Genomic DNA, 13,260 nt, shown 5'->3' on the forward strand with positions numbered 1-13,260 from the left:
TATGCTGTTTGCAAAGCCCCGAAAGCTGAAGGAAAACGGCGTACTTGGCATGAACAAGCGCAATATCGACTACATAGGTCGCTACAACCCGCGCAAGTTCTACAAGCGAGTGGATGACAAGCTCACCACCAAGCAGTTGGCCCTGGCGAACGATATCGCCGTGCCGGCGCTAATCGGCACCGTCTGTCAGCAACATGAGATCATGCACATCCCCGAGATGGTCAACAACCGTGACGGTTTCGTGATCAAGCCGTCACAGGGCTCGGGCGGTAAAGGGATCTTGGTGATCACTAAGGTAGAAAATGGCCACTATTTCAAACCCAACGGGCACGAGGTGACGCCAAGCGAGATCGACCGCCATATCTCTAACATTTTGAGCGGCCTCTTCTCTCTGGGCGGCAAGCCAGATGTGGCCATCGTCGAGGGACTCATCGAATTCGACCCCGTATTCGACGGCTACTCCTTCGAAGGGGTGCCCGATATTCGCCTGATCGTTTTCAAGGGCTTCCCTGTGATGGGGATGCTCAGGCTATCCACCGCGGCGTCCGACGGTAAGGCCAACCTACACCAAGGCGCCGTGGGCGTCGGCCTGGATATCGGCACAGGCCGAGGCCTGCATGCGGTACAATTTGACCGTCCGCTCGATCTGCATCCGGATACCGACAAGAAGCTCACCGAGATCCAGGTGCCCCATTGGGACACGCTTCTGCATACGGCCTCTAAGGCCTATGAGATGAGTGAGCTGGGTTATCTGGGTACCGACATGGTGCTGGATCAGAAGCTTGGTCCTCTGCTGCTTGAGCTCAACGCTCGTCCGGGTCTGGCGATTCAAATCGCCAACGGCCAGGGCCTGCTGCCAAGGCTCAAACATGTCGAGCAGATGAAGAACAAATCTATGTCAGTGGAAGAGCGCGTCGCCTATGCTAAAACGCATTTTAGCAGTCTCCCTAGCGCTTAACTTCAGTCCGGCGGCCCTGGCCGCCTCTCCTATCACACTGCTCAGCGAGCAGTGTATCGACTATCAGGTTTCCCTGTCTCAAGCTCAGGAAAGCCCCACACCGCTCGATGCCAGTGTGCGACTCGAACGCGAGTTGATCGGTCTGTTTAACCTCAAAGACAGCGTGCGCTTCTATCGCCACTATCCTTTAAATGCCGAAGATAAAGAGGCGCTGCTTCAATGTCAGCTGCATCTGGCCGATGAGTTTGACCGCCTGGCACACGAGCCTTGGCTCCAGACCCAAAGCCAGAACTGGTCTCAAAGCGACTCGCCAGGGCTGCGCCAGTTTGGTCAGTTGCTGACGCAGCAGATCGCCGAGCAGATTGACCAGCAGCAGAAGGCAAAGATCCACACCGCCCAGGCCAGCATCGCCCACGGTCTGAAGCAGAAAGATCTGTCGCTCATCATAGGTCAGAGTCAGTGCCGCCTTACTGATGAAGAAACGGATCACGCTGACCAAACAAAGCAGACCTTCGATAATTCGATAGCCAGCTACCTTATCCATCAACAAGATGAAAGCTGTAAGCGTCAGGTGTGGCAGGCCTACCAGGTCAGGGCCAAACAGAAGAATCAGGCGGCCATCTCCCTCATCATGGCGACCAAGCAGACGATAGCGCTCGAGCATGGCGCCGACGACTATGCAAGCTGGGCGCTGAGCCATCAGCGGCTCACCACCCCCGCACAAGTCAAACATTTCCTCGACAGCCAGACCCAGCTAGCCCCAGCCCCCTGGGCACTCGGGGCCGTACTTGCAAAGCTTTCCAAGGTCGAGGTAACACCACACTCGGGTGAGCAGCTGCTGGATGATATTCAAGCCGAGCTCTCGCTCTTTGGCCTTGAATTTGAAACCGTTAATGCCAATATGCTGCGGCTTTGGCATAAGGGGCGTTTGCTGGGGGATGTTTTTCTCGATCGCCCACCCAAACCCCAATTAGCAGGTTCGCAGCGAGCTAATCCGCCGCTAGGAAAACAAGAGCCCCCCCCAACAGAGAAAGCGCAGACGCCGACACTTAAGACGCCGACACTTAAGACGCAGGCGCTTAAGGAACATAAGGCTCAGTTGAGCCCCCTGAGACAAACCGTGGTCGGGCAACAATTTGGTCAGCTGACCCTGACCCTGCCAGATCAGTTAAATGATTATCGCAGTCAGGAACAGCTTATCGCAGCGGTGGCCGAGATGGTGTCTCGCCTGCTCACAGGTGGGCGCTACTATCTCAACAACACCTTAGGCGATGGCCAGGCGATCGCCAGTCTCTGGCTGAATCAATATCTGAGCCAACAGCTGCTGCCCGAGCTGCCATCCAATAGCCGCGAAGCCGAGCTTAAGGCCTTCTCCAAGCAGCTAAAGGTATTTCGCAGCAAGCTGGCTTTGTCTGCGTATCAAACCTTCGGTAATCGACTCTACCGGGATCTCAGCCAGGAATTTGGTGCCAGTTTCGGCGCGCCCTGGCCATGTGCCGATGACGCCCTCTACAGTTTTACCGGTGTGGTGACTCAAGGGCCACTCTATTACCTCACGCTGTGGCATCAGCGCCTGGCTGAGCAGATCTTGAGTGACACTCAGCTGGAGGCAAAAAAGGTTTTTGAACTCCTTCTCATCAACGAGCAGCAACAGCCCCTTGATGAGCAACTCACCGCAATTTTTGGCAGCGCGCAATCTGTCGCCACCATCCTAGAAAGGAGCCAACATGATCAACCTAAGCCCGTACACTAGAATCTTTGGTGCACTCGCACTCACCTCCGCCCTGCTACTCCCTAGCCTGCCTGCGGCGGCTAAAACAACAGCATCACTGGACGCACAGGGCGTCAAACAGGCGATCCAACAAAACCTGGAAGATAACCTCTACCAGCTGCCACCAAGGGTGCAGGGACATTACGGCATCCGCCTCTATCGCATGACGGGCGATGACAAGTATGCCAATGCGGCCCTGGTGGATCTCTACGCCGTCACAGAGTCTCAGGCCTTCTACGCCTGTCAGCTGGATAAACCGGGTTTTATCGAGCAAGAAGCTCAGGCCGCCATCGACGTGCTGGGTAAGGGCCCAAGAGCCAAGGCTCGCAAGAAGGCGCTGGCTCCCTTCCCCGAGTTTCTCTTCTATACCGACGTGCTACTAAGATTCTCGAGCCGCATCGACGAGTTTGGTCTACAAGGTCCCTGTCACGACAAGTTGGTCAAGGCGCTAAAGGCAACCGATCTTAAACGCGGGCTCACCGACAAGGCGATGATCGAAGCCTGGGCGGCGCAGCTAGTGAACTATGTTTACTGGGCGAAGCAGCTTGGTGTGGGTGATTATGTGCAGGAGTATAAGGACGGGTTCAATCGCGTCTATCCTCAGAGTCGCGATGCCAAACTCGATAAGAAGCAATTTCGCAACAAAATCTACGGCATGACACACTTTATCTTTGCCGCCAGTGAGTATTATCAGCATCCGGTCGATAGAGCTGAGTTTGCCTGGATCTTAGATTACTTCGAGGCCAACATAGACAGGATCCTGAAAGATGCCACCGACGATATCATCGCCGAGGTGGGCATCAGCTTCCATCTGGCGGGAATGTCAGACAATCCTGTGGTGAAGAAGACCCAGGCGCACATCATGGCCGCCTTCGATCCTAAGGCACAGACCATACCCTCACCCCGTGGCAACCCAGATCTCGCCCTGGGCGAGCACCGCAACGTGTTAGCTATGATGCTGTTAGATTGGCCTAAGAGCCTGCATCAGGGCCCCTATTTCCATCAGCTAAAGGCGACCAAGAAGTACCTGCCTAAGCTGGTCAGCATCAAGGCCGATGCTGCAAAGGGAAAAACCGATAAAGCAAAATCTAAAGCCGAAACGCATTAGGAGCGCAGGAGCAATATGAGTCAGGCAAAATCGACCTTCGAGCAGTGGCGGATCCTACAGGCGGTTGTTGACTGCGGTGGCTACGCCCAGGCGGCAGAGAAGCTTAACAAGAGTCAGTCTTCCCTTAACCATGCGGTGGCCAAACTGCAGACCCAGTTGGGGGTCGCCCTGCTGGAAGTGAGGGGACGTAAAGCTTATCTCACCGAGAGCGGCGAGGTGCTACTTCGGCGCTCTCGCCACATCACCCGCTCGGTGAGTGAGCTGGAGCAGTTAGCCAGCAATCTGGAGAAAGGCTGGGAGCCGAGCCTGTTGATCTCCCGCGAGATGATCTATCCCATGGAACATCTCATCGACGCCCTGGCCGAGTTTGAGCCTCAGGGGCGCGGCACCCGGATCACCATCTTAGATTCGGTGATCAGCGGCAGTGCAGAACTGGTCGAGTCGGAGGCCGTGGATCTCGCCATCATAGGCGGCGCGCCGCCAAAGGGTCATCTGGCTCAGCCCCTGTGCAACGTCGATTTTCACCTGGTCTGTCACCCCTCTCACCCCTTGGCGAGCATGGAGTTACCGCTGGACGATCAGACGCTGGCTGAGCAGCTACAGATAGTGATAAAAGATACGGGCCAGATCGCCCGCGGCGAGCTGGGTTGGCTCAAGGCGGAGCGGCGCTGGACGGTAGCCAATTTCCATGAGGCCCTGGTGGTCCTGTCCAAGGGGCTCGGCTTTTGCTGGATCCCCAGTCATCTGATCTGCGATGCTATCAAGGAAGGTCGCCTCACCCGCTTGACCCTCAAGGGCTCGAGTCATCGTCAGGTGCCGCTCAGCCTGGTTATCCCCAACCGCGACAAGCAAGGACCCGCCTCACAGTTGCTGGAGCAGTTGATCCTCAAGAATCATTCAGTCTTAGAGGGAGAAGGCGAAGGATGAGGCAGATGTTGAAGAAGCGTCAGACTCGCCCGCTTGGTAGCGCATCGACAGGGCTTCAGCGCTAAACAGAAGACCATTGGCCGCCAGGAGCTGGCGACTGATCCGCTCTATCGATTGTGAAGGGCTTCTATCATCATCCAGCGGCGAGGGGGAGTCGATTCTGGCCGCAGAGATCTTGCCCTTATCATCCACGTTACCGCTCACCTTTGGCGTCACTGGCTCTGGCAGCTGACGCTGCTGCTCACTCTTACCAGCATCGATAAGTGGCTGCATCTGCTCTGGGGTGATGGCGCTTTGCTGCCGCGTCTTAGCCAGCTCCGCCTTTGCCGAATTCATCTTACGCAGGGCTTCGCTGGCCACCCGGATATCTGCCATCGATGGGGTCGCGGGCGCCATCGCCGCCGCGTAGACCTGCTTCATCTTGTTCAGGGTAGCCAGGGGATCTCCAGGCACGGAGGAGATATCGATCGCCACCTCGCCATCTACCGCATAACGCCTGCCATCGCTGCCCTGCTCATACTTAAAACTTGGGCTGCGCGCGAAGGTTCCCCCGACGCTAGCATGGGCCTGCTCATGGGCTCTCACCTCGGCGTCACGTCTGGACAGCTCTTTTAGCTCGGCCTCCTGGCGGGCAAGTTCTGGATCTTGTGAGCGGCTCTCATCGCCCGGTGCGTCCTTTCCCTCTCGCTTGTCCGCGAAGGGGTTGTATGCCTCGCCGCGGGTTTCCTCGGCCCCACCAAAGATATCGACTACCGGCTTTTCCCCCTCAACTGCGCTGCCGCGACTAACATCTGCCCCACCACCTTGTCCGGCTGCAGTACTCGCACTTTGTCCTTCATGACGACTTGTATCAGGCGCTAAACCGCGAGTAAAACCAGAGTCAGGTGTTACGCCGCCTCCAGTGCCCGGTAGTGCAAGAGCAACATCGATCCCGCCGCCATTGCCCATGCCTTTGCTCAAGCCACTGCTAAAACCAGAGCTCGCCGTTTGATTGAGTAGGCCGCCGACTCCGAGCGGCCCGCTGGAGAGGCTATATCCCCCTTGGCCTGACGAACTGCCATTGAAGACAGGCTGACTCTTACTTGAGCCGCTTTGCGTTGTCAGGCTAGAACTTAAGTGACCAGAGGTCAGTACACTGCTTGCTACCGAAGGCGTCGAAGAAACCGCCGTGTTGGCCTTTAGGCTGGCATGCGACGCTTGATGAGAGAAAGCTGGCGTTGAAACAGCACTTACAGAACTTGAAGCTCTATTTGAAGAAGATAAAGAAGCTGTAGAGGATGAGGAAATTGAAGACGTTGAAGCAGAAGAAGACGGCAATGCGCTAAGGCGCATCGCCGTTAAGGGGGGCGTAGTCATGGCACCGGCCATGGCCTACACCTTGATATCTATCACTGTACCTAGGGTCTCGTTAGCGGTCTCTAATACTTCAACCGCGGCTTCCCCTTGGTTTTTCGATTCTATCGCCGAGACCAGGGCCTCAGTTTTATCTGTGGCGTTGACCGGATTGGTCATCTCTGTGCCGCCAGCTTCACTCACCTGAGGTTGGCTGGGTTTGGCGACATCCACAGTAGCCTGAGTCAGGCCAGACTGAGCGCTTTGCAAGCCGGCCAGACCGGAAGAAAAGCTCGATGGTATTTCCATAATTGATGGCCCTTTTTCATGAGTCACAGTTATGGCTAATTATTAATCAAAAGCCAAGCAAAGTACAGCATTACAGAGGGCTCGGCTAACATCTTGAATTGGTTAGCCTGCGCCTATCCAGCCAGCCTCCCAGTCTTTCCACACAGGGGTAAAGCCACGGCTTCGAAGGACACTGGCAACCTCGGCGGCGCTACGTTCATCGCTGATCTCAAACTGATCTAGCTGAGCGGCCGGATTGACATAGCCACCCGGTTCGGTGCGACTACCGGCGCTCATCTGGGTGATGCCGAGCCCTATCAGGTTATCTCTCAAACTAGGCGTCTCTCGGGTCGAGAGGCTGATCTCAAGCTGCTCGTTGAAGAGACGAAAGGCGCAGATAAGTTGTACTAAACCTTTGTCGGTCAACTGCACCTTTGGCGTGATACCGCCGACGCAGGGTCTGAGCCTGGGCAGGGATATGCTGTAACGACTGCGCCAGAAGCGGCGTTCGAGATAATCCAGGTGATAGCCCATCAAGAGCGCGTCCATGCGCCAATCATCGAGACCCAGTAACACACCTAGGCCTATCTTATCCACGCCCGCCTGGGCGATCCGCTCCGGCGATTCGAGACGATAGCCATAGTCCTGCTTATTGCCCCTCAGGTGATGTCTGCGATAGGTCTCAGGATCGTAGGTTTCCTGATAGAGCATCACGGCATCCAGCCCCTTCTCCACCAAAATCCCATAGTGTTCACGGCTCAGCGGCTGCACCTCCATGGCCACATGGCTAAATTCCGCCTTCACCAAGGGTAAGATATCGGCAAAGTAATCTATGCCGACCTTGGTTTCATGCTCGCCGGAGACCAACAAGATGGAATCAAATCCCTGAGGCTTAATCACCGCCATCTCCGCCGCCAGTTCATCATGGCTAAGCACCTTGCGCTTAAGCTTGTTGCTCATGGTGAAACCACAGTAGTCACACTCGTTGGCGCAGAGATTTGAGAGATAGAGCGGCAGATAGAGGCCGATGTTGTGACCAAATCGCTGCCGGGTTAAGGCGGCAGCATGTTGCGCCATCGGCTCTAGGTACTCCTCAGCGGCCGGCGACAGCAGGGCTAACAGATGATCCAAGTTGCCCTGCTCACCCTCGATCGCCGCTTCTACCTGGGCCGCCGTGGTGGAATAGAGCGCCATACGCAACTGCTCGCGAGAGAGTCCACTCAAGGTATCGAAGAAACTCATTGGGTTACTCCGATAAGAAGGCGGTGAGCGCCTGCTGGGGACTGGTGCCAATCGCCCTCTGGTGAACCTGGGCCAGGCCCGCCTCATAGGCCTTACGCCCCGTGGAGACGGCATCGGCAAAGCAGAGCGCCATCTTCACCGGATCGCGGCTGGCAGCAATTGCCGTGTTCACTAGTACGGCGCTCGCGCCCATCTCCATGGCCGCCATCGCCTGAGAGGGTGAGCCTATTCCGGCATCGACCACCACAGGCACCTTGGCCTGCTCTATGATCATCTTCAAAAATGCCGCCGTCTCCAGCCCGCGATTGGAGCCTATTGGGCTACCCAGAGGCATCACGGCCGCACAGCCTACAGATTCCAAATTACGGCAGAGCACAGGATCGGCATGCACATAGGGCAATACGGTAAAGCCGCGTTCACACAGCACCTTGGCGGCGTTAAAGGTCTCTATTGGATCCGGCATCAGATACTTAGGATCGGGATGGATCTCAAGCTTTATCCAAGAGGTACCCAGCACCTCGCGAGCCAGCTCGGCGACGAAGATCGCCTCCTTGGCATTGCGCGCTCCAGAGGTATTGGGCAGCAGCTTAACACCGCTCTGACGTATGGGCGCCAGAATATCATCGAAACCCGCCTTGAGATCGAGCCGCTTCATCGCCAGCGTCACTAATTGCGAACCGCTTGCTGCCAAAGCCGCCAACATCTGATCGGCGCTGGCAAACTTGCCCGTGCCGGTAAAAAGGCGTGAAGAGAACTGACTATCGCCTATCGTTAACATATTAACCTCCTGCCACTACGCCAAAGAGTTCAATCACATCGCCCGCCTCACACAGGGTTAATGCCCACAGAGACTTTGGAACCACCTCACCTGCCCGCACCAGCGCCACGCTATCCAGGGTGATCTGCTGGTCCTCCAGCATAGACAGCAGACTCGCATTGGCTGGCACCTGTATTAACTGACCATTTAAACTTAAGCTGATCTCACTCATCATTTTCTCCTAAGGCCGATGAACAGGCTGTCTCACCACGTGCCGCATAAGCCTTTTCATTCGATTCTTTAATTTCCGCGCAGACCGCGCATTTGGGATCCCGGCGCAGCGCGAATTTCTGGATTTCGCCGGTTAAACCATCGAATCTGTGCAACCAGCCCAGGCCCGGTAACCCCAGCAATAGCTTTATCGCCAGCAGCGCCTGCATCGACGCCATAGTGCCCACCATGGGCCCAAGTATGCCGATGGTGCTGCAGCTCTCGCTCACCTTAAGCTCTGCCGGAAACAGGCAGTGATAGCAGCCGCAATCCGGGGATTTGCTCAGATCAAACGCCATCAACTGACCGGCAAAGTGGGCCGCAGCCGCCACCACGGTAGGCGTGCTCAGCGCCACACAGGCGGCATTAATATGCTGGCGCGTGGCGAAGTTGTCGCTGCAATCGAGCACCAGATCCACACCTGAAAGCAGAGACTCGGCGTTATCGCCATCCAGACGCACAATCTTGGCCGCTATCTGATAAAAAGCTGATACCTGACTGTTTTGAGTCTTGCCTTTTTCTACCAGCCTGTCTCTGGCGACTTCCGCCTTGTACTGGCCGCAATCGTCATGGGAAAACAGCAGCTGCCTGGGCAGGTTACTCAGCTCCACCTTGTCATCATCGATCAGGATCAGGCGGCAGATCCCCGCCGCGCTCAGATACTGGGCGCAGAGCTGTCCCAAGCCGCCAAGCCCCACGATGGCGACACTTACTTCCATCAGCCTTTGCTGGCCCAGTTCGCCGACCTCGGGCAACATGATCTGCCGTGAATATTGGATAAACGTCTTATCATCGAGGGACATAGGCTTTCTCCCACGTCTTGGCAAGCTGTGTATAGGCCTCGCCCGGCGAGTCCGCCTGAGTCACCGCGCGCACCACGGCCACCGCCTCAACACCTGTTGCTTTAACCCCCTCCAAACGCGAAGCATCTATACCGCCGATGGCGACTCTGGGGCAATCGGGCGTCCAAAGCGCGACCATACGAGCAAGCGTACTCAGCCCCTGAGGATTGGAAGGCATAGATTTCGTCGGTGTGGGGAAGATATGCCCCAGCGCCAGATAGGATGGATTAAGCTGACAGGCCAGTGCCAACTCAAACACCCCATGGCTGGAGACGCCCAGGGCTATACCCGCCTCGGCGATCCTCTCGAGATCCACCTCAAATAGATCTTCCTGCCCAAGATGGATACCGAAGGCGCCATGCTTTAACGCCAGCTGCCAGTGATCGTTGATAAACACCTGCGCATCGTAATTACGCCCCAGCGCGATTGCCGCTTGGATCTGCGCTTCTAACGCGGCAGCGCCTTGGCCCTCTTCTTGTTTGCTCTCTTCTTGTTTGCTCTCTTCTTGATTGCTAGCTGCTTGGCCATCATCCTCAAGCTTGATCCTCAGCTGAGCCGTGCTTGCCCCGGCGGCCAACACCTGCTCCAAAGTATTCAGATTATCCACCACGGGATACACCCCAATGGGATGCTTAAGCCTTGGAAAACTCAGCGTCGAGGGGCTATCTGAAGCGCGATCTGAAGAACTTAACCAAGTGGTGCCAGCCAACTTTGTGATACGGGGAAGCGATACCAGGCCCGAAGGCCAGCCGCAGCGGGCTAAAGGCCCGGCACCGGCGCCCAAGGCCTTGGCCGACGCTATCCCTTGAGCGACATAAGTTTTAGCAAGCAGAACAGCATCGTGGAGCACCAGGCCCTGGGCCAGAAAACTGGCAATCGCCGATGACAGGGTGCAGCCGCTACCGTGGTGATTGGGGTTATCCACTCGCTCACCATTCAAGCGAAAGCTGGTGTGCTGGTGCTGCGGCGAGGTATGCGCCACCGCGTTACAGATAAAGAGATCTTCCGCCTTATTGCTGTGCCAGAGCGCGCCCTTGTCACCACCTGTGATCAGCAGATTACAGGCTAAACGCGTTGAAAGCGCACTTGCCTGACTTAACATCTCATCACTCGATCTCGCCTCGCTTCCCACTAACTTGCCAAACTCGCTGGCGTTCGGCGTCATCAGGGTAAGCTGCTTAGCGAAGGCGGTGAAATCCAACCCGGTAAGGTGCTTGGGCTCAGTTTTGAGCTCAGTTTTGGGGTGAGCGGAAGCCTGAACAGCAGGTTCGCCAGTAAAGGCATCGCCGCAGGAGGCCACCATCACGGGATCCAGAATAATCGGAATAGGCTGGCCATCATCCGTTTTCAGTGGCGCAATATGAGTCGCCAGCCAATCGGCGACAAGATTAATCTGACGCTGATTGGCAAGCAGCCCTATCTTGATCGCCTCGGGCGGCAGGTCTGCTAGCAAGGTATCGAGCTGAGCGAGCAAGATAGCCTCACTCACTGGCTCGACACCGTTAACCGCCACCGAATTTTGCGCGGTGACGCAGGTGATCACGCTGCAACCATGGCAGTCCAGATCCGCCATGGTCGCAAGATCCGCCTGAATGCCCGCACCGCCCCCGCTGTCTGAACCGGCAATGGTCCAGACGATAGGTTTTTTAGCGGACATGGCTACACCTCTTCTGCTTTTTCGAGAGCCGCACTTTCGAGAGAGGCGCTTTCAACGTCAGGGCTTTGCTTCACCGCGCTGTGATAGAGCTCGCTGCCACTTTGCTTAAACTGCGCCGACATCTGCGCCATTCCTTGCTGGATCTCCGCCTTTGGCGCGCTAGCAGTAACGTCAATCTGCTTAACCTCAACCTCCCTCACCTCAATCTCTCTCACCTCAATCGCTTGGGCCGCGGCGTATTCGCGCACCTCCTGGGTGATCTTCATCGAGCAGAACTTGGGGCCGCACATGGAACAGAAATGGGCTACCTTGGCCGACTCCTGCGGAAGTGATTCGTCGTGATACGCCCTGGCGGTGTCGGGATCCAATCCCAGGTTGTATTGATCTTCCCAGCGGAACTCGAACCTCGCCTTAGACAAGGCGTTGTCGCGGATCTGCGCGCCGGGATGGCCCTTGGCGACATCGCCGGCATGGGCGGCAATCTTATAGGCGATCAGCCCCTGCTTAACATCTTCCTTGTTTGGCAGACCAAGATGCTCCTTGGGCGTTACGTAGCAAAGCATGGCGCAGCCATACCAGGCGATCATCGCCGCCCCTATGCCAGAGGTGAAGTGATCATAGCCTGGAGCAATGTCGGTAGTCTGAGGGCCTAAGGTGTAAAACGGCGCTTCGTCACATAGCTCGAGCTGCTTTTCCATGTTCTCCTTAATCAGCTGCATCGGGATATGACCCGGCCCTTCTATGATGGTCTGCACGTCATACTGCCAGGCCTTCTTAACCAGCTCGCCTAAGGTTTCCAGCTCGGCAAACTGCGCCTCGTCGTTAGCATCGGCGATGGAGCCTGGACGCATGCCATCACCCAGCGAGAGGGAGACATCGTAGGCGGCGCACAGCTGGCAGATCTCATCGAAATGCTCATAGAGGAAGTTTTCCTTGTGATGAGAGAGGCACCACTTGGCCATGATGGAGCCACCGCGAGAGACGATGCCAGTGAGGCGCTTAGCCGTCATAGGCACATAACGCAGGAGGACACCGGCGTGAATGGTAAAGTAATCCACCCCCTGCTCCGCCTGCTCGATCAGGGTATCTCTGAAGATCTCCCAGGTAAGATCTTCGGCGACGCCATTGACCTTCTCCAGCGCCTGATAGATGGGCACAGTCCCGATGGGCACCGGCGAGTTACGTATGATCCACTCGCGGGTCTCGTGGATATAACGACCGGTCGAGAGATCCATCACGGTATCTGCGCCCCAACGGGTGGCCCACACCAGCTTCTCCACCTCCTCTTCGATAGAAGAGGTAACCGCCGAGTTACCTATGTTGGCGTTGACCTTCACCAGGAAATTACGGCCGATGATCATAGGTTCGGCCTCGGGGTGGTTGATGTTAAGCGGTAAGATTGCCCGGCCCGCCGCCAACTCCTGACGCACAAACTCTGGTGTGATGGGCTCACCTAGCTTGGCACCAAAACTCTCGCCCGGCGCGCGCTGATTGAGCACCTCTTCGCTCACTGTCTCGCGAGCCATATTCTCACGCAGGGCCACATACTCCATCTCTGGGGTGATGATGCCGCGTCTGGCGTAGTGCATCTGAGTCACTACTCTGCCTTCAAGGGCGCGTATTGGCTTGGGCAGCAGCTCAAATCTCAGATGATCCAGCCCCTCATCGGCCAGACGCTGCTGGGTAAAACCTGAGCTGACCTGCTCGAGTTCTTGGGTATCGCCACGCTCAGCGATCCACTCGCTGCGCAGCTTAACAAGACCACGACGCACATCGATATCGGCCTCGGGATCTGAATAGGGCCCGGCGCAGTCATAGACTGTGATGGGGGCATTCTTCTCATAGACAGGCGCCTCAGCCGTGCCGCCAATCAGGGTGTCTGACTGAAAGATCTGCCGCATGGCGACCTTGAGATCCGGCCTGCTGCCGCTTAGGTAAAATTTTTGCGAATTAGGGTGTTGTAAGGGTTTTAGGTTATCGATAAAGGCCTGGGCCTCTGCTCGCATTTCACGACGTGTTGACATAAGCAATCTCACTATAGGGTTAGATGAAGTTGCTTGTCTGGAGAAGTTTGGCGTTGAGGGCATTGAGCCGGGCCAGATAATGGC

12 protein-coding genes are annotated in these 13,260 nt (G+C 56.4%); 4 read left to right on the forward strand and 8 right to left on the reverse strand.

Annotation, left to right across the window (positions count from 1 at the left end):
- Position 1: 1 nt before the first annotated feature.
- From K0I31_RS10925 to K0I31_RS10940, 4 genes are read left to right on the forward strand one after another with little or no spacing between them, the layout of a single operon-like run.
- Positions 2-958, forward strand: a complete 957-nt coding sequence (locus tag K0I31_RS10925) for an alpha-L-glutamate ligase-like protein (protein WP_011865883.1) — start codon at positions 2-4, stop codon at positions 956-958.
- Positions 921-2,711: a hypothetical protein gene (locus K0I31_RS10930; RefSeq protein ID WP_220078382.1), complete on the forward strand. Its 1,791-nt coding sequence runs from the start codon at positions 921-923 to the stop codon at positions 2,709-2,711. Before K0I31_RS10925 ends, K0I31_RS10930 begins: the two co-directional genes overlap by 38 nt.
- On the forward strand, positions 2,686-3,837 hold the full coding sequence (locus K0I31_RS10935) for a DUF3541 domain-containing protein (protein WP_220078383.1): 1,152 nt from the start codon (positions 2,686-2,688) through the stop codon (positions 3,835-3,837). Before K0I31_RS10930 ends, K0I31_RS10935 begins: the two co-directional genes overlap by 26 nt.
- A 15-nt stretch (positions 3,838-3,852) precedes the next feature.
- Positions 3,853-4,764 (forward strand): LysR family transcriptional regulator, encoded by a 912-nt coding sequence (locus tag K0I31_RS10940; RefSeq protein WP_011865886.1) that lies wholly within the window; start codon positions 3,853-3,855, stop codon positions 4,762-4,764.
- Here K0I31_RS10940 and K0I31_RS10945 read toward each other — a convergent pair.
- The 8 genes from K0I31_RS10945 to thiC all read right to left on the reverse strand — a co-directional run bounded on the left by K0I31_RS10945 (position 4,741) and on the right by thiC (position 13,176).
- Positions 4,741-6,132: a putative metalloprotease CJM1_0395 family protein gene (locus K0I31_RS10945; protein ID WP_434086897.1), complete on the reverse strand. Its 1,392-nt coding sequence runs from the start codon at positions 6,130-6,132 to the stop codon at positions 4,741-4,743. The genes K0I31_RS10940 and K0I31_RS10945 overlap by 24 nt on opposite strands.
- Positions 6,133-6,135: 3 nt before the next feature.
- Entirely contained in the window at positions 6,136-6,405 is a 270-nt protein-coding gene (locus tag K0I31_RS10950; RefSeq protein WP_220078385.1) for a chemotaxis protein, read from the reverse strand.
- Between the two features lie 102 nt (positions 6,406-6,507).
- Complete coding sequence (gene thiH / locus K0I31_RS10955; protein ID WP_220078386.1) at positions 6,508-7,626, reverse strand: 2-iminoacetate synthase ThiH; 1,119 nt, start codon at positions 7,624-7,626, stop codon at positions 6,508-6,510.
- Positions 7,627-7,630: 4 nt separating this feature from the next.
- Entirely contained in the window at positions 7,631-8,404 is a 774-nt protein-coding gene (locus K0I31_RS10960) for a thiazole synthase (protein ID WP_220078387.1), read from the reverse strand.
- A 1-nt stretch (position 8,405) separates the two neighbouring features.
- Entirely contained in the window at positions 8,406-8,618 is a 213-nt protein-coding gene (gene thiS, locus K0I31_RS10965; protein WP_258406476.1) for a sulfur carrier protein ThiS, read from the reverse strand.
- Complete coding sequence (locus K0I31_RS10970; protein WP_220078388.1) at positions 8,608-9,456, reverse strand: HesA/MoeB/ThiF family protein; 849 nt, start codon at positions 9,454-9,456, stop codon at positions 8,608-8,610. Before K0I31_RS10970 ends, thiS begins: the two co-directional genes overlap by 11 nt.
- A complete protein-coding gene (locus K0I31_RS10975; protein ID WP_220078389.1) occupies positions 9,443-11,152 on the reverse strand; it encodes a bifunctional hydroxymethylpyrimidine kinase/phosphomethylpyrimidine kinase in 1,710 nt (569 codons plus the stop codon). Before K0I31_RS10975 ends, K0I31_RS10970 begins: the two co-directional genes overlap by 14 nt.
- Positions 11,153-11,154: 2 nt before the next feature.
- Positions 11,155-13,176 carry a phosphomethylpyrimidine synthase ThiC gene (gene thiC / locus K0I31_RS10980; RefSeq protein ID WP_220078390.1) on the reverse strand — a complete coding sequence of 674 codons (2,022 nt, stop codon included), beginning with the start codon at positions 13,174-13,176 and terminating at the stop codon, positions 11,155-11,157.
- Positions 13,177-13,260: the final 84 nt, after the last annotated feature.

Source organism: Shewanella spartinae, assembly GCF_019457555.1.
Classification (GTDB): Bacteria; Pseudomonadota; Gammaproteobacteria; order Enterobacterales; family Shewanellaceae; genus Shewanella; species Shewanella loihica.

Bases quoted from the DNA above. Each gene is read 5' to 3' on its own strand.
- K0I31_RS10925 (WP_011865883.1), top strand. From the start codon at position 2: ATGCTGTTTGCAAAGCCCCGAAAGCTGAAGGAAAACGGCGTACTTGGC.
- K0I31_RS10930 (WP_220078382.1), top strand. From the start codon at position 921: ATGCTAAAACGCATTTTAGCAGTCTCCCTAGCGCTTAACTTCAGTCCG.
- K0I31_RS10935 (WP_220078383.1), top strand. From the start codon at position 2,686: ATGATCAACCTAAGCCCGTACACTAGAATCTTTGGTGCACTCGCACTC.
- K0I31_RS10940 (WP_011865886.1), top strand. From the start codon at position 3,853: ATGAGTCAGGCAAAATCGACCTTCGAGCAGTGGCGGATCCTACAGGCG.
- K0I31_RS10945 (WP_434086897.1), bottom strand. From the start codon at position 6,132: ATGGCCGGTGCCATGACTACGCCCCCCTTAACGGCGATGCGCCTTAGC.
- K0I31_RS10950 (WP_220078385.1), bottom strand. From the start codon at position 6,405: ATGGAAATACCATCGAGCTTTTCTTCCGGTCTGGCCGGCTTGCAAAGC.
- thiH (WP_220078386.1), bottom strand. From the start codon at position 7,626: ATGAGTTTCTTCGATACCTTGAGTGGACTCTCTCGCGAGCAGTTGCGT.
- K0I31_RS10960 (WP_220078387.1), bottom strand. From the start codon at position 8,404: ATGTTAACGATAGGCGATAGTCAGTTCTCTTCACGCCTTTTTACCGGC.
- thiS (WP_258406476.1), bottom strand. From the start codon at position 8,618: ATGATGAGTGAGATCAGCTTAAGTTTAAATGGTCAGTTAATACAGGTG.
- K0I31_RS10970 (WP_220078388.1), bottom strand. From the start codon at position 9,456: ATGTCCCTCGATGATAAGACGTTTATCCAATATTCACGGCAGATCATG.
- K0I31_RS10975 (WP_220078389.1), bottom strand. From the start codon at position 11,152: ATGTCCGCTAAAAAACCTATCGTCTGGACCATTGCCGGTTCAGACAGC.
- thiC (WP_220078390.1), bottom strand. From the start codon at position 13,176: ATGTCAACACGTCGTGAAATGCGAGCAGAGGCCCAGGCCTTTATCGAT.